16 protein-coding genes and 1 pseudogene are annotated in these 19,955 nt (G+C 71.0%); 6 read left to right on the top strand and 11 right to left on the bottom strand.

The window, feature by feature from the left end:
• Positions 1 to 388 precede the first annotated feature (388 nt).
• The gene (locus tag ACFUO4_RS00930) at positions 389 to 3,118 is read left to right on the top strand and encodes a tetratricopeptide repeat protein (protein ID WP_383478327.1); all 2,730 of its coding nucleotides are present in this window, start codon (positions 389 to 391) and stop codon (positions 3,116 to 3,118) included.
• 9 nt (positions 3,119 to 3,127) lie between these two features.
• On the opposite strand, the gene ACFUO4_RS00925 is transcribed toward ACFUO4_RS00930, so the two are convergent.
• Positions 3,128 to 3,421, bottom strand: coding sequence for a hypothetical protein (locus ACFUO4_RS00925; RefSeq protein ID WP_383478324.1), 294 nt, complete (start codon positions 3,419 to 3,421; stop codon positions 3,128 to 3,130).
• A gap of 313 nt (positions 3,422 to 3,734) precedes the next feature.
• Between ACFUO4_RS00925 and ACFUO4_RS00920 the strand changes: the two genes are divergently transcribed.
• Positions 3,735 to 4,823: a hypothetical protein gene (locus ACFUO4_RS00920; protein WP_383478321.1), complete on the top strand. Its 1,089-nt coding sequence runs from the start codon at positions 3,735 to 3,737 to the stop codon at positions 4,821 to 4,823.
• Positions 4,824 to 4,859: 36 nt separating this feature from the next.
• Here the strand turns inward: ACFUO4_RS00920 and ACFUO4_RS00915 are convergent, their stop codons facing one another.
• Genes ACFUO4_RS00915 through ACFUO4_RS00890 form a run of 6 tightly spaced genes read right to left on the bottom strand, consistent with a single transcriptional unit; the run spans position 4,860 to position 10,059 of the window.
• Positions 4,860 to 5,768, bottom strand: a complete 909-nt coding sequence (locus ACFUO4_RS00915; RefSeq protein ID WP_383478318.1) for an amidohydrolase family protein — start codon at positions 5,766 to 5,768, stop codon at positions 4,860 to 4,862.
• The gene (locus tag ACFUO4_RS00910) at positions 5,765 to 6,076 is read right to left on the bottom strand and encodes an L-rhamnose mutarotase (protein WP_079306198.1); all 312 of its coding nucleotides are present in this window, start codon (positions 6,074 to 6,076) and stop codon (positions 5,765 to 5,767) included. Before ACFUO4_RS00910 ends, ACFUO4_RS00915 begins: the two co-directional genes overlap by 4 nt.
• Positions 6,073 to 7,092, bottom strand: coding sequence for an aldo/keto reductase (locus ACFUO4_RS00905; protein ID WP_383478315.1), 1,020 nt, complete (start codon positions 7,090 to 7,092; stop codon positions 6,073 to 6,075). The genes ACFUO4_RS00910 and ACFUO4_RS00905 overlap by 4 nt, the downstream gene beginning before the upstream one ends.
• On the bottom strand, positions 7,089 to 7,862 hold the full coding sequence (locus tag ACFUO4_RS00900) for an SDR family NAD(P)-dependent oxidoreductase (protein WP_383478312.1): 774 nt from the start codon (positions 7,860 to 7,862) through the stop codon (positions 7,089 to 7,091). The genes ACFUO4_RS00905 and ACFUO4_RS00900 overlap by 4 nt, the downstream gene beginning before the upstream one ends.
• Positions 7,859 to 9,196 carry an L-fuconate dehydratase gene (locus ACFUO4_RS00895; protein ID WP_079306204.1) on the bottom strand — a complete coding sequence of 446 codons (1,338 nt, stop codon included), beginning with the start codon at positions 9,194 to 9,196 and terminating at the stop codon, positions 7,859 to 7,861. The genes ACFUO4_RS00900 and ACFUO4_RS00895 overlap by 4 nt, the downstream gene beginning before the upstream one ends.
• Positions 9,197 to 9,207: 11 nt before the next feature.
• Entirely contained in the window at positions 9,208 to 10,059 is an 852-nt protein-coding gene (locus tag ACFUO4_RS00890; protein WP_383478309.1) for a fumarylacetoacetate hydrolase family protein, read from the bottom strand.
• An 857-nt stretch (positions 10,060 to 10,916) separates the two neighbouring features.
• Here ACFUO4_RS00890 and ACFUO4_RS00885 point away from each other — a divergent pair.
• The 4 genes from ACFUO4_RS00885 to ACFUO4_RS00870 all read left to right on the top strand — a co-directional run bounded on the left by ACFUO4_RS00885 (position 10,917) and on the right by ACFUO4_RS00870 (position 15,539).
• Positions 10,917 to 11,966 (top strand): sugar ABC transporter substrate-binding protein, encoded by a 1,050-nt coding sequence (locus ACFUO4_RS00885; RefSeq protein ID WP_383478306.1) that lies wholly within the window; start codon positions 10,917 to 10,919, stop codon positions 11,964 to 11,966.
• 126 nt (positions 11,967 to 12,092) lie between these two features.
• Complete coding sequence (locus ACFUO4_RS00880; RefSeq protein ID WP_383478303.1) at positions 12,093 to 13,706, top strand: sugar ABC transporter ATP-binding protein; 1,614 nt, start codon at positions 12,093 to 12,095, stop codon at positions 13,704 to 13,706.
• A 2-nt stretch (positions 13,707 to 13,708) separates the two neighbouring features.
• Complete coding sequence (locus tag ACFUO4_RS00875; RefSeq protein WP_079306210.1) at positions 13,709 to 14,752, top strand: ABC transporter permease; 1,044 nt, start codon at positions 13,709 to 13,711, stop codon at positions 14,750 to 14,752.
• Between the two features lie 85 nt (positions 14,753 to 14,837).
• Positions 14,838 to 15,539 carry a FadR/GntR family transcriptional regulator gene (locus ACFUO4_RS00870; protein WP_079306212.1) on the top strand — a complete coding sequence of 234 codons (702 nt, stop codon included), beginning with the start codon at positions 14,838 to 14,840 and terminating at the stop codon, positions 15,537 to 15,539.
• A gap of 3 nt (positions 15,540 to 15,542) precedes the next feature.
• On the opposite strand, the pseudogene ACFUO4_RS00865 reads toward ACFUO4_RS00870, so the two are convergent.
• The 4 genes and pseudogenes from ACFUO4_RS00865 to ACFUO4_RS00850 form a co-directional block, all read right to left on the bottom strand.
• Positions 15,543 to 15,654, bottom strand: a pseudogene (locus ACFUO4_RS00865) (NADPH-dependent F420 reductase); the annotation flags it as partial.
• Positions 15,655 to 15,944: 290 nt separating this feature from the next.
• Complete coding sequence (locus tag ACFUO4_RS00860; RefSeq protein ID WP_383478299.1) at positions 15,945 to 16,883, bottom strand: TIGR03619 family F420-dependent LLM class oxidoreductase; 939 nt, start codon at positions 16,881 to 16,883, stop codon at positions 15,945 to 15,947.
• Between the two features lie 83 nt (positions 16,884 to 16,966).
• Positions 16,967 to 18,283, bottom strand: a complete 1,317-nt coding sequence (locus tag ACFUO4_RS00855) for a cytochrome P450 (protein ID WP_383478296.1) — start codon at positions 18,281 to 18,283, stop codon at positions 16,967 to 16,969.
• Positions 18,284 to 18,356: 73 nt separating this feature from the next.
• Positions 18,357 to 19,712 (bottom strand): glutamine synthetase family protein, encoded by a 1,356-nt coding sequence (locus ACFUO4_RS00850; protein ID WP_383478292.1) that lies wholly within the window; start codon positions 19,710 to 19,712, stop codon positions 18,357 to 18,359.
• Between the last annotated feature and the right edge of the window lie 243 nt (positions 19,713 to 19,955).

Below are 19,955 nucleotides of genomic sequence, written 5' to 3'. Positions count from 1 at the left end.
ACGTGCCTGCGACGCTCCACCGTGGCCCCTGGCCCCTGGCCCCTGTGGACCGTGATGGCTGTAGCGGGCATGCCGACGGTCAGTCTTGTCGAGGCCGGCCGCGGCGAAGAGTTCCGCCGGGTGCTGCGCGAGGCGGGCCCCGCAGCCGACGCCGTCGAGCGCGACGGAAAGGCGGCCAGCACCCCAGGGCTCGCCGCCCTCGGCTACGCCATGACACTCCTCGTCCTCGCGCTGTACGCGTGGCGCCGCAAACTCCGGGCGTGGGCGGTCCTGCCTCGCTGTGACACGCCTGTCGAGCGCGATGTCGGCCACCAACTCGCAGACAGCCGACGGCCGTCTCTGCGATCATCACGGGTCTGGGGCGGGACACCCGACAGGGGCGGTGCAGGTGGGCGGACAAGGAACCGGTGATCCTCGGCTCGTCTTCGCGGCGGAGCTCACCCGGCTGCGCCGCCGACTGCCCGACCTGTCGGACGAGGCCTTGGCCCGGCGGGCCAGCGCGATGGTGTTGCCGTCCGGGCGCCGGGTGCTTGTCAACGCACGTCGGCTCGGCGAATGGACCAGCGGGCAGTCGGTGCCCCGCCAGTTCGAGGCCGTCATGGCTTTGGTACGCGCCATCGAGCAGGCGGCCGGTGGTGCCACGTCCGACCGGACGGCGGTGGCGCGCTTGCAGAGTTTGTGGCGCGCCGCGCGGGAGCACCGCGGCGGCGGCCCCGTCACCCAAGTGCCGGAGCAGATCGCGCCGCCGCCGCGTAAGTCGCGGGCACCGATCGTCATCGGGCGTCCGCCGAGCGATGCCGCCGCGCTGCGCCGGCGTGACGCGTTCGCCGAACGCATAGACGAGGGCCTGACGGATGATTCGGTACGGCGGATCCTGCTCACCGGCGCGGGCGGCCTCGGCAAGTCGCAGCTGGCCGCGGCGGCTTTCCACCGTGCCAAGCAGCGAACCGAGCTTCTGCTCTGGGTGGCCGCCGACAACCGTGCCTCCATCTTGGACGGTTACGCCCGCGCCTGGCGCGCACTCTCGCGGGCGAGCGTCACCGACGACGGCCCCAACCCCGGCAACGACCCCGGCAGTGACGACGAGACACAGGCCGACCTGTTCCTCGCCTGGCTGCGGTCGGCCGGGGCGTCCTGGCTCGTGGTCCTCGACGATGTCGACGACGTCGGCGAAGTGGCCGGGCTGTGGCCGGCGGGGGAGGCCGGCCGGACCGTCGTCACCACCCGTCGGCGGGATGCCTCGCTGCTGCACCCGGGTGTGCGGGTGATCCCCGTCGGGGTGTTCACCGCCGAGGAGGCCACCGGTTACCTGGCCGAGCGGCTGTCGCTGGATGCGGGCCCCGCGGTGGAATCCGCGGCCGGATCGCAGGGGCTTTCGACGACGCATCGTCCTGAGGACCTGGCCGCCCTCGCCACGGTGCTCGGATGCTTTCCACTCGCCCTCTCCCAGGCGGCGGCCTTCCTCATCGACACCGGCATGGACCTGCCCTCCTATCTGAGCCTGCTGACCGACGAGCGGGAGAGTCTCGCCGGCCTGTTCCCGTCGTCGTCCCCCGCCGACGAGCACGACGGCACGGTGACGAGCACCCTCCAACTCGCCCTCGAACGAGCCGAGTCACTGGCCCCGCCCGGCGCTGCACGCGCCCTGCTCGAGTTGATCTCGCTGCTGGCGCCCGACGGCATTCCGGAGATGGTCCTGCTCGGCCCGACGACCCGAGCCTGGCTCGGCGGCGACCGACCCTCCGGGCGAGGTGAACTCCCCGCGCGCATCAGCCTTCTGGCATTGCGAGCCCTGCACCGGTTGAGTCTCGTCACCCACCGGGGACCGTCGGGTCCGGCCGTCGTGGAGGTGCACTCCCTGGTCCAGCGGGCCGTCCGCGACTGCATACCGGGGGACCGCCGAGCCGGCATCGCCGGGGCGGCGGCCGACGCACTGGAAGAGGTGTGGTCTTCGCCCGAATGCGCGCCCGCGACGATGACCATGCTGTACCGCAGCGCCGAGGCCCTGCTGGCACACGCCGGCGATCATCTCTGGAACGACGGCGGGATGCACCCACTGCTGCGCCGGTTGGGGCCACACCTGGCGGGCCTGGGCCGCCACGCCGCGGCACGGACCATGGCGAAGGAACTCGCCGACCGGGCCGGGCGACGGCTCCCCGGCGGTCATCGGGACCTGCTGACGCTGTGGGCGCAGGTCGCTCAGGCCGAAGGAGACCTGGGGAACACCTCGGACGCCGTACGGCTGCTGGCGGAGCTCCGGAGCCAGGCGGAGGACTCTCTCGGTCAGGCCGACCCGGACACGCTGTCCATCCGGCTGCACGAGGCCCGCCTGCGGATGGAGTCAGGCCTGATCGTCGCCGCACTGGCCGACTTCGTCACGCTGGCCGCCGAGACGCGGTCGGTGCTCGCCGCGGACGACCCCCTGGTGACGGCGGCACAGGAGCACGCCGCCCTGTGCCGCGGCCTGTCCGGGGATGCCGAGGGTGCCCGCGAGGCCTACACCGTGCTCGCCACGGACCTCGAGCGCAGCCTCGGCCCACGGCATCCGTCGACACTACGGATCCTCACCGATCTCAGCCGGTGGATCGGGGAGACGGGTGACGTGCGGTCCGCCGTCGCCACCTTCCGCAAAGCGGTGGACGGACTGACCGGAGTCCTGGGCCGACTGCACCACGACACCCTCGTCGCCCGGCACAATCTCGCCTACTGGCACGGCATGGCCGGGGACCACGACCTGGCGGTCGAGCAACTCGTCACGGCGGCCGAGGACGCCGAACGCGTGCTGGGCGCCGAGCACCCCATGACCCTGACCTGCCGTGCCAACCTGGCCTTCTGGCGCGGGGCGAGCGGAGACACCGCCGCGGCGGCGGAACAACTCGAGCGGCTTCAGAGCACCGTCGAGCAGGTCTTCGGCGCCGACCACCCACGCTCCCTGCGCGTCCGGCAGCAGCGGGCCGAACTCCTGTACCGCGCCGGGGATCACACCACCGCGATGAGCCAACTCAACGCCGTGCTCGCCGACATGGTGCGGGTCCAGGGCGCCGACCACCCTCGCACCCGCGAGACCGGGCAGCTGCTCACCGACTGGTCCGGGGAACGGGACGCCGCCGCTCCCTAGAACCTCGCGTCAGCCCCGGCGGGCTTCGGCGGCCCGGCGGCGGACGGACACGAGTACCGCGCCACCGGCCGCGGCGAAGACGGTCCCCCCGACGGTCATCGAGATGTTCAGGCGCTCGCGGTCCTCGATTCCGCGCAGTTGCCCGAGCGCCAGTTCCCGCTCCTGGTCCGAGAGCGGGCCGGCGAGTCTCTTCTCGGCCAGGATCCGCTCGCCCTTGTCGGCGTACGTCAGCATGCTCAGCCCCGCGACGAGGACCCCCAGCAGGATCATGAGAACGCCCACCACGGGCATGGTTCTGCGCACGATGCCTCCTTGTCACCGGGCACCCGAAGGCGTCGCGGCAGCCGTCTGGAGGCGAGAACGTAGCCGACACAGCCCGGCCTTCTCTCCCCGCGGCACCAGCGACGCGTGCGTCGGCCCAGGTCGGACGTCGGACGGCGGATTCCCGTTGCGGCCCGGTCCGGGAATGCGGGAGGCCCTGGTCGCGCCCCGACGAGCCGGTGCCCCTTGCTCACGACAGGTTCCCGCCCGCGCGGCATCGGGCATCGTGCCCCCGGGCATCGGTCACCAAGGTGCGCGGTACGTACGGGCCGGGCTCCGGAAAGCGAGGACGCACATGACGGTCGCCGCCGCTCTCGAAGCGGCCATCGCGACGGCACGGTTGCGCGGGTGCGACCCGGCCGAGGCCGGCGCCTCAGGGAATGTCGCGCGGTTCGGCCGGATTCTCGCCGTCGGCGTGCGTACCTGGCGGCAGGTCGCCGAGGCGCTGGCGGGCGATCCACCGGACTTCGAGCGGGCGGGCGAACTGCTCAAGACCCGGCTGACGTTCGAGAACACCGGCCGGAACATGTACATCACCGCATTCGAGCAACATACGCGCATCGCCGCGGACGCACAGGTGCTGGGCTCCGGCACCGTCGACGACACACTCAGCCTGGCCCTGGCTCCCCTGTGCCCCCTGCTCGCCGAGGCGCAGCAGAGACCCCGCAGCGCCATCCACGACGTGCTGTCCGACGCGGCCGAACTCGCCGACCTGCCCGGACGGATCGCGGACCTGGCGGCGCGGGCGTCCCGCAGCCGCACCTCGTGGGGCGGACAGCGGCTCGAACGCCGTACAACGCAACTGCAGGCCCGGCGAGACGAGTTGAAGGCAGGACGAGCCGAACGGATCGCACAGGCCGGGCGACAGGTGGCCGCCTTCGTCGCGGACCTCGGCATCACCGTCGCGCTGTTCGAGAACGCCTTCGGAGTCGGTTGCGCGCTCCCGGCGCCGGACACCGGCACGGGACCGGACGGCGGGGACGCCGCGTCCTCGGCTTCCTCCGTGCTCAGGACCGAGGATCCTTGGCCGCCCGGCGCCCAAGCACGACTCGATTTGCAGCTGCGCGTCTGGCGCGTGGCTTCAGACCGCGTGGTGGCCGTGTTCGCCGGCGACGACCTGGCCGACGACCGGCTGGACCGACTTGCCCCGCTGATCCGCGGGTTCATCGACGAGTACCCGGACGACACGATCGACCTCTTCTACGAGGAGGTGCTCAACCCGTTCTCCCTGGGCTACTACGCGAGGCTGGCCCTGACCGACGACGGGCAGCTGACCGAGACCGAACTGGACGGCCCCGCCCTGACCACCCTGCGCGAGACGCTGGGTCCGAGCCTCGACGAAACCGGCCGCGAGGGCGACGACCGCTTGTACGGCGGCCCCTGAGAAACATCGTGCCGTCGAAGCAGGTGATGAACAGGGCTATGCACGTGGGGATTCCTGGTGCTGGGCCGGCCGTGCGGCGACGGACAGGCCGTAGGTCCGTACGGCCGTGCCGGTGAAGACGTCGTGACGCTCGGCCGGGCTGAGGCCGGCGACCAACTCGCGGGCGACGGCGATCACTTCGGCGTACGTGGCGGCGAGGCGGCAGACGGGCCAGTCGGAGCCGAACATCAGCCGCCGCGGGCCGAAGGCGTCCAGCACCGTGTCCGAGTACGGCCGTAGGTCCTCGACGCTCCACCGGTCCCAGTGGGCCTCGGTGACCATGCCGGAGAGTTTGCAGACGGTGTTGGGGAGGGCGGCGAAGTTCCGGATGTGTTGCGCCCAGGGGGCTGGTTCGCCGGAGGCGATGGGCGGCTTTCCGAGGTGGTCGAGGACGAAGGTGAGGCCGGGCAGTTGCTGCGCGGCCTCGACGGCCGCCGGGAGTTGGCGGGGCTGCACCACGAGGTCGTAGACGAGTCCCGCCTCGGCGACCGCGGAAAGGCCGCGCAGTACCTCGGGGCGTACGAGCCAGCGCGGGTCCGGCTCGCCCTGCACCTGGTGGCGGATGCCCACCAGGTGTTCCCCTCCGGGGCCCGCGCGCAGTCCGGCGAGGGTTTCGACGACATCGGGGGCGGTCAGGTCGGTCCAGCCGACGACTCCGGCGACCAGGTCGCTCCCGGCGGCCAGGGCCAGGAACTCCGGGGTCTCCTCCGGCACGGTGATCGTCTGCACCAGCACCGTGGCGGTGACACCGGCCGAGTGAGCCTCCGGTGTCAGGTCGGCGAGAGTGAAGTCGCGCCGCAGCGGGGCGAGTGCGTCTCCCCTGATCCAGTCCTGGTCGCGGACGGACAGGTCCCACACATGGTGGTGGGCGTCCACGAGGCCGGGCCCGGTGCCGGTCGCGGTCACAGTTCCCACACCACCGGCAGCGAGGCGTCCGCACCCTGCGCGGAGTAGTCGTGGACGACGTCGAGGAGTTCGGCCATCCGGGCCTGCCAGGCGATGTTGACCGGGAGCTTGTCGAGTTCGGCGATCATCGCCTGGTAGTCCGCGACCTCCAGCACGTGGAACAGGTCCGTGCCGCTGCGCCAGATCGTCCATTCGCTCACCCCCGCGGCGCGGATGGCGGCGGTGAGTTCCTCGGGTACGGCCCGGTGCGCGGCCTCGTACTGCTCGATGCGGTCGGCGCGGACCTTGGTGTGCAGGGCGACCTTCATGACGGCTCCTGTGATGGCATGGCTTCCTCGGCTGCGGGGACGGGGGTGTCCGGGGCCAGCAGGTCCTCGGCGCACAGCTCGTGCCACAGGGCGTCCGGGATCGGGTGCCGTAGCTGTTCGACCATGTCGCGTACCTCGTCAGGGGAGCGCGCGCCGGTCAGGACGCTCGCGACCGCGGGGTGGCCGAAGGGGAAGCGTGCCGCTGCGGCCCGCAGCGGCACGCCGTGGCGTTCGCAGACGGCCAGCAGCCGCAGTGCCCGGTCGAGCACCGGCTGGGGAGCGGGTGCGTAGTCGTAGGTGGCTCCGGGCTTCGGCGCCGTCAGCAGCCCGGAGTTGAACACGCCGCCGATGAGCACGCTCCGGCCGCGGGCGGCCGCCTCGGGAAGCAGTTCATCGAGCCCGTCCTGTTCCAGGAGGGTGTAGCGGCCGGCCAGCAGCACCACGTCGATGTCGGTCTCGCGGACGAACCGTGCGGGCAGCGCGGACTGGTTCATCCCGACGCCGATCGCTCCGATCACGCCCTCGGCGCGCAGCCGCTCCAGGGCGGGGTAGGCCTCGCGGAGCGCCTGCTCGGCGTGGTCGTCCGGGTCGTGCAGCAGGGCCACGTCGACATGGTCGACACCGAGGCGTGTCAGGCTCGCCTCCAGGGAGCGCAGGACGCCGTCGGCGCTGAAGTCCCAGACGCGGCGGTGGGTGGCCGGGACGGCGAAGCCGTTGGCGAGGTCGTCGCCGGCATCGTCCTCCGGGTTCGGCACGAGGAGCCGGCCCACCTTGGTGGAGAGGGTGTAGGTATCGCGGGGGCGGTCGCGCAGCGCGGCGCCGAGGCGCCGTTCCGACAGGCCGAGGCCGTAGTGAGGGGCGGTGTCGAAGGTGCGGATGCCGGCGTCCCAGGCCGCGTCCACCGTGGCGTGGGCGGTCTCGTCGGTGACCGGGTGGAAGAGGTTGCCGAGGGCGGCCGTGCCCAGCGCCAGCTCGGTGACCGGTACGGCGCTGCCACCCAGCCTGGTGGTCTTCACGACTCGGCCGCCGGGCGCAGCCGTAGCCCCTGCATGCCGCCGTCGACGGCGAGCGAGGTTCCGGTGACGGATGCCGCCGCCGGGCTCGCCAGGTAGACGATGGCGGCGGCGACCTCGTCGGCGGTGACCAGGCGTCCCATGGGCTGGCGGGCGTTGAGGGCGGCGCGCTCGGCCTCGGGGTCGTCGGCGGCGTCGAGGAGCCGGGCCACCCACGGGGTGTCGGCGGTGCCGGGGTTGACGCAGTTGACGCGGATGCCCTCGCGGACGTGGTCGGCGGCCATGGCAAGGGTCAGAGAGAGCACCGCGCCCTTGCTGGCGCAGTACAGGGCGCGCTGCGGGAGGCCCGCGGTGGCGCCGATGGAACAGGTGTTGACGATGGCCGCAATGCCCGGACGGGCGGCGGCGGCGCGGCGCAGATACGGCAGCGCGGCACGGGAGGTGCGGACCAGGCCGAGGACGTTGACGTCGAGGACCCGGTGCCATTGGTCGTCGGGGTTGTCCTCGATGGTGCCGATGGCGCCGATGCCGGCGTTGTTCACGAGGATGTCCAGGCCGCCGAACCGCTCGGCGGCCTGTTCCACGGCGGCGCGCACCGAGCCGTCGTCCGTGACGTCGGCCTTGAGGCCGAGCAGCGGTTCGTCGACGCCGCTCGGTTCGAGGTCGAGCACGGCCACCGCCGCGCCTTGCGCGGCCAGCGCGCGGGCCGTGGCGAGCCCGATGCCGGAGGCGCCTCCGGTGACGACGGCCCTGAGTCCTGACAGTCCGGTCATGCCGCATCCTCCTCGACGGTGCGGTCGGCGACCCAGAACGTCCCGTCCGGGTAGCGGTATTCGGCGATGGACTCCTCCCGCATGGTGGCGGAGAATCCGGGGGCCAGTGGCGCGGTGTAGTGGCCGTCGCGCATCACGACGGGTGCGGTGAAGTGCTGGTGGAGGTGGTCGACGTACTCGATCACCCGGTTCTGGGTGGTCCCGGACAGTGTCAGGTAGTCGAACATCGACAGGTGTTGAACCAGCTCGCACAGGCCGACCCCGCCGGCGTGCGGGCAGACGGGCACGCCGAACTTGGCGGCGAGCAGGAGGATGGCGAGGTTCTCGTTGACGCCGCCGACACGGGCCGCGTCGATCTGCAGGATGTCGATGGCGCCGGCCTGGAGGAGCTGTTTGAAGACGATGCGGTTCTGCACGTGTTCGCCGGTGGCGACCTTCACGGGGCCGACGCCCGTGCGGATCGCCGCGTGGCCGAGGATGTCGTCGGGGCTGGTGGGTTCCTCGATCCAGTACGGGTCGAACCCGGCGAGGGCGTTGGTCCATTCGATCGCCTCGTCCACGTTCCAGCGCTGGTTGGCGTCGATGGCGATGCGGATGCCGTCGCCGACGGCGGCGCGGGCGGTGCGCAGGCGGCGGATGTCGTCGTCGAGGTCGGCTCCGACCTTGAGCTTGATCTGGGTGAAGCCGTCGGCGACGGCCTGCTTGGCGAGGCGGGTGAGCTTGTCGTCGGAGTAGCCGAGCCAGCCGGGGGAGGTGGTGTAGCCGGGGTAGCCGCGCTCGAGCAGGAGCGACTCGCGCTCGGCGAGGCCGGTGCGGCCCTCGCGCAACAGCCGGAGGGCTTCCTCGGGGCTGAGGGCGTCGGCGATGTAGCGGAAGTCGACCTGGGAGACGAGCCACTCGGGGTCGGCGTGGGCGAGCAGTTGCCACAGCGGTCTGCCGTCCCGCTTGGCGGCGAGATCCCACACGGCGTTGACGACGGCACCGATCGCCATGTGCATCACGCCCTTCTCGGGGCCGAGCCAGCGCAGCTGGCTGTCGCCGATCAGGTCGCGGTTGAGTGAGCCCGGGTCGGCGCACAACGCGTCCACGGACCGGCCGACGATGTGGGGCCGCAGTGCGTTGATCGCGGCGACCTGGACATCGTTGCCGCGGCCGATCGTGAAGGTGAAGCCGTGGCCCTCGAGCCCGTCAGCGGCATCGGTGCGCAGGATGACGTAGGCGGCGGAGTAGTCGGGGTCCGGGTTCATCGCGTCCGAGCCGTCCAGCTCCCGTGAGGTCGGGAAGCGGACGTCATAGGTGTCGACCGCGATGATCCTGGCGGTGGTTGCAGTCACGAAGGTGCCTTTCACGCTTGGCCGAAGGTCTGGCGCTGGCCGCCGAGGCCGTCCACGGACAGCTCGACGGTGTCACCGGGGCGCAGGAACGGGGTGCCGGGCAGACCCAGGGCCACGCCCGCGGGGGTGCCGGTGTTGATCACGTCGCCCGGTTCGAGGACCATGTATCGGCTCAGGTAGGACACGATGTGGTCGACCGGGAAGATCATGTCGCTGGTGTGGCCGTCCTGCCGCTTCACGCCGTTGACGCTCAGGTGCAGTCCGAGGTTCTGCGGGTCGCCGATCTCGTCGGCGGTGACCAGCCACGGGCCGAGGGGGTTGAAGGTCTCGCAGGACTTGCCGAGGTCCCACTGCGATGAGTACTCCAGCTGGAACTCGCGCTCGGAGACGTCATGGCTGATCGTGTAACCCGCGATCACGTCGCGTGCCGCCTCGGGGCCGTCGAGATAGCGCGCCCGGCGGCCGATGACCACCGCGAGCTCGACCTCCCAGTCGGTCTTCACCGAGCCGCGCGGGATCAGCACCTCGTCGCAAGGGCCTACGACCGTGCCGGGGTCCTTCATGAACACCACCGGACGCGGCGGGATCGGTGCGCCGGTCTCGGCTGCGTGGTCACGGTAGTTCAGGCCGATGCAGACGATCTTGCCGGGACGGGCGACGGGTGCGCCGATCCGCAGACCGTCCGGGTCCAGTTCGGGCAGCGCGCCGGCAGCGACCGCCGCGCGTGCCCGGTGCACACCGCCCCCGGCGAGGAAGGCGCCGTCGATGTCCGAGGTCACCGAGGACAGATCCAGCAGCCGGCCGTCGTCGGTGCGGACAGCGGGCCGTTCCTCACCGGGGGAGCCGACTCGTAGCAGTTTCACTGGGCAGCTTCCTTGTCATGCGGGATTGATCCGGGGCAAGGCCGGCCGCGGGGCCGGGCCGCCTGTGTCCTGAGCTGGACGGTTCCGTTTCGTTGCCCCCACGGGGAAAGTCATCGGATGTATGGCGGCACAGCGACCTTAGGGTGTGGACGTCTCGCTGACAATGGATTCCTCGGATGTATTTGCTCGGCCTTGGCTGCCCGGCGTTCGCCAGCGCCTCTCTTGCCAAGGCGGGAGTAGCCAGGAGGGGTGGCCGGTGGCTTCCATCCGATGAATCGCGAGCCGGAGCCGCCGGACCGTCTCCCCTGATGGTGCGCCGGATCGGCCGGCGCCACCGGCCGTCCAGAAGGGCGCACCCTTCTCGGATGAGCCGTCCCGAACGGTGCCCTGTCGGCGGCGAGCGGCCGTCGCTGCCGAATCGTGAACTGCCGCAGTGGATCAGCCCGAGACTTCTGAACCTCTGAAATCGCAGGTAGTTGAGGTTTTGGTCGGCGGTTGCGCAAGTCCGGGCGGCACCTCGTCGTCCCGGGCGACGTCTCCGGAAAGTTCGTGGATGACGGACTCTTGTCAACCTCGGCAACGGCGTCGTAACGTCTCGGCGTCCGAGATACATCGGAGGAATGAGCCGCATGAATCGGTGCGCAGCTCGGTTGCTGCCGTGCGGCCGCTCCACCTCCGCTGCCTCGGTCACCCGCCGCCCCTCGTCCCGCTCCCCTCGGGCACGGTCCGCGCACACCGACGCCCGGATCGGCACCAGCCCGGCCGGCGCACCCGCCGCTTTCCGGCCGGCGGGTGCGCCCACCCCTCCCACCGTCGCCCTGCGGCCCAGCGCCCCTGGCTAAGGAGAGAACACGGCCATGAAGCTCGCTCGCACCCGCTCCACCGCCGCAGCCGTCACCGCCGTCCTCGCGGTGATGTCCCTCGCCACCGCGTGCAACCGCGAGAGCACCGCCGCGACCGCCTCGGGCGGCGACAAGCCGGCCATCGGCATCGACCTGCCGCGCTCCGACACCGACTTCTGGAACTCCTACGCGCAGTACCTGAAGAAGGACATCAAGACCGACGGCATCAACGCCCTGCCGGTCAGCAACTCCCAGAACGACGTCACCAAGCTGGTCGCCAACGTCCAGGTGTTCCAGAACACCGGCGCCAAGGCCGTCGTCATGGCACCCCAGGACACCGGTGCCATCGCCTCCACCCTCGACACCCTCGCGGCCAAGAAGATCCCCGTGGTCAGCGTCGACACCAGACCCGACAAGGGCGACGTCTACATGGTGGTACGCGCCGACAACCGGGCGTACGGCACCAAGGCCTGCGAGTTCCTCGGCAAGCAGCTCGGCGGCAAGGGGAAGGTGGCCGAGTTCCAGGGCTCCCTGGACTCCATCAACGGACGCGACCGGTCCGAGGCGTTCGCGGAGTGCATGAAGACGAAGTTCCCCAAGATCAAGGTCTTCGAGCTGCCCACCGACTGGAAGGGCGACGTCGCGTCAGCCAAGCTCCAGTCGCTGCTGGCCCAGCACCCTGACCTGAACGGCATCTACATGCAGGCCGGCGGTGCCTTCCTGCAGCCCACCCTGGCGCTGCTGGAGCAGAAGAAGCTGCTCAAGCCCGCCGGGCAGAAGGGCCACATCTCGATCGTCTCCAACGACGGCATCCCGCAGGAGTTCGACGCCATCCGCAAGGGCCAGATCGACGCCACCGTTTCCCAGCCCGCCGACCTGTACGCCAAGTACGCGCTGTACTACGCCCAGGCAGCGGCGGAGGGCAAGACCTTCAAGCCGGGGCCGACCGACCACGACTCCACCATCATCAAGCTGCCCAACGGTCTCGAGGACCAGCTGGCCGCCCCGCTGGTCACCAAGGACAACGTCGACGACAAGTCCCTGTGGGGCAACAACGTCGGCTGACCGACGGCGCCTTCCGCCCGCCGCGTCGGGGACGGACAGCCCTCGTCCCCGTCGCGCTCCCCGCCGCCCGGGTGCGCGCCCGCACCCTCCCGGCCCCAGCCCCGTACACGAAGGACGGTATCCACCATGGCGGAGTCCGCGACCGCCCCGGCGACCGGCCCCGTCACCCCGGCCCCGGTGGCCGAGGCGACCGGCATCAGCAAACGATTCGGCGCGACCGTCGCGCTGCGCGACGCCCGCATCGCCGTCGCCCCGGGCGAGTCGCACGCCCTGGTCGGACGCAACGGCGCCGGCAAGTCGACACTCGTGTCCATCCTCACCGGCCTGCAGCAGCCGGACACCGGGACCTTGCGCTTCTCCGGGGAGCCGGCGCCCGCCTTCGGCGACATCGACGCCTGGCGCTCTCGGGTCGCCTGTGTCTACCAGCGCTCCACTGTCATCGGCGAGTTGACCGTCGCCGAGAACCTCTTCCTGAACCGGCAGAGCGCCGGCGCCGTGCAGCCCATCCGATGGAAGCAACTGCGCAGGCGCGCAGCGGAGTTGCTCGGCGAGTACGGGGTGGCCGTCGATCCCGCCGCCCGGGCCAAGGACCTGACGGTCGAGCAGCGCCAGTTCGTCGAGATCGCCCGCGCGCTGTCCTTCGGTGCCCGGTTCATCATCCTCGACGAGCCGACCGCGAAGCTCGACGCCCGCGGCATCGGCCGCCTCTTCGACAAGCTTCGCGACCTCCAGGACCAGGGCGTCGCCTTCCTCTTCATCTCCCACCACCTGCAAGAGGTCTACGACCTGTGCAGCACCGTCACGGTCTACCGCGACGCGGCCCACATCCTGACCGCACCCGTGGCCGGACTCGGCCGTCACGCCCTGGTGGAGGCGATGACCGGCGAGTCCGCCGCCACGGTCACGGCCGCTGCCGGCCGGCCCTTTGTCGCTCGGGCGGACGCCACCGAACTGCTCACGCTCGAGGGACTGACCCTGCCCGGCGTGTGCGAGGACATCTCCCTCACGGTCCGTTCCGGCGAAGTGGTCGGGCTCGCCGGGGCCACGGCCAGCGGAAACGTCCAGGTGGGTGAGGCGATCGCCGGTCTGCACCGCGCCGGGGCCGGCCGCGTCTCGGTCGGCGGCAAGACCGTGCGCACCGGCAGTGTGCCGTCCGCGCTGACCGCCGGCGTCGGTCTGGTCCCCGAGGACCGCCATCTCCAGGGACTGGTCAACAACCGCAGTGTCGCGGAGAACGCCACCCTGACCGTCACCGACCAGCTCGGCCCGTTCGGCACCGTCCTGCCCGCCCGGACCAGGACCTTCGCCCGGCGCATGATCGAGGACCTCGACATCAAGACCCCGGGAGCCACCACCCCGGTCTCCGCCCTGTCCGGCGGCAACCAGCAGAAGGTCGTCGTCGCCCGCGCCCTGGCCACCGACCCCCACGTACTGGTGGCCATCCGCCCCACCAACGGCGTGGACGTCAAGTCCAAGGAGTTCCTGCTCGGGCGCATCCGGCAGGTCGCGGTCGGCGGCAAGGCCGCGCTCATCGTCTCCGACGAACTGGACGACCTCAAGGCCTGCGACCGGGTCCTCGTCATGTTCCACGGGCGCGTGGTCGCCGAGTTCGACCGCGGCTGGAAGGACGAGGCCGTCGTCGCCGCCATCGAGGGCGTCTCCGGCGACACGCCCCCCGCCACCGCGTCCCCCGCATCCGCCGTACCCGCCTCATCCGGCGCGGACGAGCACGGAAGGTAGTCATGTCCGCCACCACAGATCTCACCGAACCCGCAGCGAGCACGGCGGAGCCGGCCATCAAGGACACCGCGCGCCGCCGGGTCGACCTCAGCCGCTTCCGTGAACTGTCCCTGGTCCCGGCGATCCTCGTCCTCGGCCTGATCGGGTTCATCGTCTCGCCGGCCTTCCTCACCGCCGACAACCTCATCGGCGTGGCCCAGCAGTCCACCGAGCTGAGCCTGCTGGTGCTCGCCACGACCTTCATCCTGGTCGCCGGACGGATGGACCTGTCGCTGGAATCCACCATCGGCGTGGCACCCGTCATCGCCGTATGGCTTGTCCTGCCGACCAGCGGCGGCCGGTTCAACGGGCTGGGCCTCCTGCCCGAGTGGACGGCCGTCCCGCTCTGTCTGCTGGTCGGCGCGCTGATCGGCGCCGTCAACGGCTTCCTCATCCTCAAGCTGCGCCTCAACGGCTTCATCGTCACCCTCGGCGCCCTGACCATGCTCCGCGGCCTGCAAGTCGCCCTCTCGGAGGGCCAGTCCATCGTCGAGCTGCCGTCCTCCTTCACCTACCTGGGCAGGGCCTCCTGGCTGGGCGTACCCGCCGCCATCTGGGTGTGCGCCCTGCTCTTCGCGCTCGGCGGCAGCGCGCTGGCCTGGCTCCGGCACGGCCGCGCGCTGTACGCGATCGGCGGCAACGCGGAAGCCGCCCGCACCGCGGGCATCCGCGTCGACCGCATCGTGTGGGTCGTCCTCATCCTCGGCAGTGTCCTCGCCGCGTTCGCCGGCATCCTCTACAGCGGCCACTACGGCTCCATCTCCGCCACCCAGGGCAGCGGCTGGATCTTCCAGGTCTTCGCCGCGACCGTCATCGGCGGAGTCAGCCTCAACGGCGGCAAGGGCTCCGTCTTCGGCGCCCTCACCGGCGTCCTCACCCTCCAGCTGGTGGTCAACGTCATGACGCTGGCGGGCGTACCCCCGCTGTGGAACCAGTTCCTCAACGGCGCCATCATCATCGTCGCCCTGATCATCTCCCGCTTCGCCTCCGGCGAGAAGCAGGAATAGCCACGCACCGCAAGCGGCTCTGCCGGCCTCGAACCGACCCCGGCGGAGCCCGTCCCCCTCATCCCCGGCACGGAGAGGCACGCCCGTGGCACTGACGGACGATGCGATCGACAAGATCAAGACGATGATCGTCGACGGCGAACTCGCGCCCGGTTCCCGGCTGCCCAGGGAGGAGATCCTCGCCGAGCAACTCGGGCTGTCCCGGAACTCCCTGCGCGAGGCCGTGCGGGCGCTGACCGCCATGCGGATACTGATCACCCGTCAGGGCGACGGCACGTACGTCTCCGGCCTGGAGCCCCACCTGCTGCTCGAGAGCCTCTCCTTCGCCGCGGACGTCTCCCAGGGCCGCACCGCACTGCAGCTGCTGCAGGTACGGCGGCTGCTCGAACCGCAGGCCACCGGGCTGGCCGCCGCGCTCCTGGGACCGAAGGACCTCCGAGAACTGCGCAACATCCTCGACCGGTCCCGGACCGTCACCACCGTGGAGGAGTTCGTCGCCCACGACATCGCCTTCCACCTCAGGATCGTCGAAGCCGTCGGGAACCCGGTGCTGTCGATGCTGCTGCAGGTGCTCTCCACCCGCACCCAACGGATCCGTATCGTCCGCGGCAGCAAGACCCCGCACGCCCTGGACAACGCCCACCACGACCATGAACAGATACTCGCCGCCCTCCAGTCACGCGATGGCCTGCTGGCCGTCTCTGCCGCGACCGTCCACATCACGGCCGTCGAGCAGTGGCTCGCCGCGAGTCTGACCGACACCTCCTTGCAAGAAGTCGATTCCTGATACTCAGACGTCGGTGATGTGCAGGCCGGCGCGAGCCTTGTAACGGCGGTCCACCGAGATCAGGTTGGCCACCAGCGACTCCACCTTGGTGGGCGTTGCGCAGTCGTCCGCCGTACTTCGACAAGAACGGCCCACGCACTCACACCCGAGGAGGGCAGCGCGGAGGCGAGCCGGTGGGCGAGGCCGCGCCCCTGGGGGCCGGTTCCGCCGAGGACGCCGACGACCAGGCCGGACACATCGGGAAGGCGATGGGGGTCGTTGCGAGTGGCTTCAGCGGGAGGGGAAGGGCGGGGGTCGGCGGCGCGTCGGGAATCGGCCTGCTGTGGTCCTTGGCTCGTTCGGTTCGTTCGTCCTTGCGCGGCCCGGTGCCGCTCGGGCCGCGCTGCGGGACATCGGCCGGCGCCGTCACGCGGTCAGCGACTCCACGCGGCGCATCACCTCGCGGCAGAAGGCGCCCACCGCGTCCGGGTCGTCGGTGAACTGCGAGGGCTTGATGCAGAAGGTGGTGAATCCCTGGGCCATTTGCGCGGGGATGGGTTCGAGGGCCTGTGCGAGGTCGGCGCAGGAGTCGTCGTCGGGGAACACGGCGCGGGTGCCGCCGATCATCTCCAGATCGGCGATGTCTCGGCCCGCGGCTGCCATCGCCGTCTTCAGCGTCTGCATCTGCTCGGGCGTCACCTTGCCCAGCGGGTTGAAGGCGTGGCCGTGCCGGACGATCCTGCGGACCATCGCGTCGTGCATGCCCGCGCCGCCGAAGCACAGCCGGGGGCCGTCCGGGCGGTGGGCCTTGGGCTCGAAGTAGACGTCCCGGAAGGTATAGTACTCGCTGTCGTGGGACACAGGCGAAGGACCCCACAACTTCGCCCAGATCTCCAGGTGTTCGTCGAGGAGCTTGCCGCGCCGGGAGAACGGGACGCCGAGTGCCGCGTACTCGTCCCGGCTCCAGCTGACGTTGGGCAGCACCATCAACCGGCCCTCGGACAGAAGGTCGAGGGTGCCGAGCTCCCGGGCCAGGAGCAGGGGATGCCGCAGGGGAGCGATGACCGCGGACGCGGCGAGACGCAGCCGCTCGGTGACGGCGGCGATCGCGCTGAGCAGCATGAGGGAGTTGGGCCAGGGGGTGTACGGGTCCTGGTTGCCCGGCAGGGCGTAGTCGCGCGGGTTGCCCATCACGCCGCCTGCTCCCGCGTCGGGGCCGAGCACGATGTGTTCGCTGATCATGACGGAGTCGAATCCGGCGTCCTCGGCCTCGCGGGCCCAGCGGACCACGGTGGGCAGGTCCGCGCGGCCTGCGGTCATGGTCCAGTTCTCGCTCAGGACGAGCTGCATGCGGGGAGTGGTCATCGTGGCGATCCTCAAGGCGGGCGTGTTTGAGGGCGGATGGGTGGGGCGGCCGCAGCCGACCGGGTGGCTGCGGCCGGCGGTCGTCAGGCGAGGGTGACCTCGACCGGCAGGTGCTTGATGCCGTTGACGAAGTTGGAGCGGACGCGGGGGACGTCGCCGGCGAGCTTGATGTCGGCGATGCGCGGGATGAGCTCCTCGAACATGATGCGGATCTCGGTGCGGGCGAGGAGGTTGCCCAGGCACAGGTGGGGGCTGCCCTTGCCGAAGGTCACGTGGTCGTTGTTCTGCCGGGTGACGTCGAAGTCGTAGGGGTTGCCGAAGACTTCTTCGTCGCGGTTGCCGGAGGCGTACCACATGACGACCTTGTCGCCTTCCTTGACCTTCTTGCCGCCGAGTTCGACGTCGCGGGTGGCCGTGCGGCGGAAGTGGTAGACGGGGGAGGCCCAGCGCAGGAACTCCTCGACGGCCGTGGGGATCAGCGACGGGTCGTCCTTCAGCTTCGCCAGCTGCTCGGGGTGCTGGAGGAGGGCCAGCATGGAGTGGGAGATGGTGTGGCGGGTGGTCTCGTTGCCGGCCACGACCAGGAGCAGGAAGTAGTTGTCGAAGTCCTGGGGCGAGAGCGGGATGCCGTCGCGCGGCGTGCTGTTGACCAGCTTCGAGACCAGGTCGGTGCCGTCGCCGCCGCGCCGCTGGCGCGCCAACTCGCGGCCGTATTCGAAGACTTCGATCGACGCGGGGGAGCGGAACGGCAGGTCGCGGTACTTCTCGCTCTCCGCGCTGTGCAGCAGGACGTCCGCGTAGTCGGGGTCGGTGTTGCCGATGATCCGGTTGCCCCAGTCGATGAGCTGCTGGTTGTCCTCCGGGGGTACGTCGAGGAGCCGGGCCAGGACGTTGATGGGGAAGTCGGCGGAGACGTCGGCGACGAAGTCGAAGGTGCCCTTGGCGAGGGCCGCGTCGAGCGTCTTGGCGGTCAGGCCGCGCAGGAAGTCGCTGTAGCTGTTGATGACGCTCGCGCCGAACTGCCGCTGGATCACGCTGCGCAGGGCACGGTGGCGGACGCCGTCCATCTCCAGGATGGAGGCGCGCTTCTTGATCTGGTCGTCGTCGAGCTCTTCGAGGTTGACGAACCTCGTGGAGGTGAAGGTCTCCGGGTCGCGGTCGACGGTGGCGATGTCGGCGTGGCGGGTCACCGACCAGAAGCCGGAGTTGGGGGCCTCTTCGGGCTGCCAGTGGACCGGGTCCTGGTGGCGCAGGGTGTGGAACATGCGCCACGGGGTGATGCCGTCGGCGAAGTTGTCGAGGTCGGCGAGGTCCACCCGGTCGAGCGGCAGGGGCTCGTCGAGGGCTGCGCGCAGCTCGGCCCGGGTGGTGGGGACGGCGGGAACGGTGGGGCTGGTCATGGGGCGGGTTCCTTCGGGCGAGGGCTCGGGGCGGGTTTGCAGACGGGCGAGCGGGCTTACAGGTGGGGCGGGCTCAGAGGTGGTAGGCGTACTCGGTGAACTCCCAGTCGGTGACGTGCCGCCCGAAGCGTTCGAGCTCATCGCGCTTGTAGGTGAGGAAGGACGTGGTGAAGTCCTTGCCGAGCAGATCGGTCAGGGCGGTGTCCGCCTCCAGCGCGTCGAGCGCGGCCGACAGACTGTGGGGCAGCAGGGCGGCACGGGAGGTGTCGTAGCCGTAGCCCTCCAGCGGGGCGGGCGGTTCCTCGCCGGCCTGGACGCCGAGCAGCGCGGCGGCGATCGTGCCGGCGATCAGCAGGTACGGGTTGGCGCTCGCGTCGCCGAGCCGCAGTTCCAGCCGCGCCCCGCCGCCGCGTTCCGGCGGGATGCGGACCATGGCGCTGCGGTTGTCGAGCCCCCAGTCGATGAGCCAGGGCGCGAGGGTGTCCGGGCCGAAGCGCTTGTAGGAGTTCACGGTGGGGTTGGCCAGGGCCGCGAGCGCGGGCGCGTGGGCGAGAATGCCCGCGATGGCGTGCCGGGCCGTGGCGGACAGGCCGTAGGAGCCGGCCGGGTCGTCGAAGGCGTTGTCGCCGTCGGCGTCGTTGCAGGACAGGTGGAGGTGGAAGCCGGAGCCGCCCGCGTCGCCGAACGGCTTGGCCATGAAGGTGGCGAGGTTGCCCTCCTTGCGGGCCAGTTCCTTGACGGCCGCCTTGAAGCGGAAGGCGCGGTCGGCGGCGTCGAGGGCGGCGGAATGGGTCAGGTTGATCTCGTACTGGCCGCCGTCGAACTCGTGGTTGCCGGTGACGACACCGAGCCCCAGGTCGCGCAGCGCCCGCAGCGTGCGCAGCAGGTGGTTGTCGGGGTCGGCGCGCAGGCCCGCGGTGTAGACGGCGCCGGCGGCCTCCGGTGAGCGGCGCCAGCCGGTGGGCGAGCCGGGGGCGGCCTCCAGCAGGAAGTACTCCAGCTCGGGGCCGACCACGGGGCGCAGCCCCTGCTCGCCGCAGCGGGCCAGAACGGTGCGCAGCAGGTCGCGGGAGGACTCGGGTGCCGGGGCACCGGTCGCCGGGTCGGTGACCTCGCCGAGACAGGTGGCGACACCGGGCTCCCAGGGCAGGACGGCCAGGGTGGACAGGTCGGGGCGTACGGTCACGTCCGGCAGGCCGGCGTCCAGACCGCCCGCGACCGGGACCACGTCGCCCTGCGGGGTGGTGTGGTAGACGGCCCGGCAGAAGGCGAGGCCGTGTTCGCAGGCCGCCGGCAGATGGTCCAGCAGCACCTCGCGGGCGCGGTCGGTACCGATCAGGTCGGGGTAGACCACGCGGACCACGTCGACGCCCGCGGCTGCGAGCCGCTCCATGTGCCGGCGGATGTCTGAGGTGTCGGATGCGCTCACCAGTGTCTCCTTGGCGGAAGGAAGGGACTCCCGGTGCCGGGGCACTGGGGGAGGGGGTGCGGAGGAGGGGGAGCCGGGGCGGCGGAGAGGCACTCCCGGGCTAATCATTTGATCCCGAACGATATGGAGAGGGTTGCCGCCCCGCAAGGGGCTGGTGGAAAAAAGTTATCCATCTGGACAGGTATTGACCAGGGTCCGGAGGCTTCCTATCTTGTTTGAAGCCAAACGAGTGAGGGGTGCGGC

Origin of the sequence: Streptomyces sp. NPDC057280 (assembly GCF_042668605.1) — a bacterium.
Lineage (GTDB): Bacteria > Actinomycetota > Actinomycetes > Streptomycetales > Streptomycetaceae > Streptomyces.
The sequence above is the reverse complement of the archived record's forward strand: the minus strand, read 5'-3'. Positions and strand labels throughout refer to the sequence as shown.

What these genes read in the sequence shown, in the direction of transcription:
- ACFUO4_RS00875 (WP_079306210.1), top strand. Translation starts at nt 13,709, where the DNA reads ATGTCCGCCACCACAGATCTCACCGAACCCGCAGCGAGCACGGCGGAG.
- ACFUO4_RS00880 (WP_383478303.1), top strand. Translation starts at nt 12,093, where the DNA reads ATGGCGGAGTCCGCGACCGCCCCGGCGACCGGCCCCGTCACCCCGGCC.
- ACFUO4_RS00900 (WP_383478312.1), bottom strand. Translation starts at nt 7,862, where the DNA reads ATGACCGGACTGTCAGGACTCAGGGCCGTCGTCACCGGAGGCGCCTCC.
- ACFUO4_RS00855 (WP_383478296.1), bottom strand. Translation starts at nt 18,283, where the DNA reads ATGACCAGCCCCACCGTTCCCGCCGTCCCCACCACCCGGGCCGAGCTG.
- ACFUO4_RS00920 (WP_383478321.1), top strand. Translation starts at nt 3,735, where the DNA reads ATGACGGTCGCCGCCGCTCTCGAAGCGGCCATCGCGACGGCACGGTTG.
- ACFUO4_RS00885 (WP_383478306.1), top strand. Translation starts at nt 10,917, where the DNA reads ATGAAGCTCGCTCGCACCCGCTCCACCGCCGCAGCCGTCACCGCCGTC.
- ACFUO4_RS00860 (WP_383478299.1), bottom strand. Translation starts at nt 16,883, where the DNA reads ATGACCACTCCCCGCATGCAGCTCGTCCTGAGCGAGAACTGGACCATG.
- ACFUO4_RS00910 (WP_079306198.1), bottom strand. Translation starts at nt 6,076, where the DNA reads ATGAAGGTCGCCCTGCACACCAAGGTCCGCGCCGACCGCATCGAGCAG.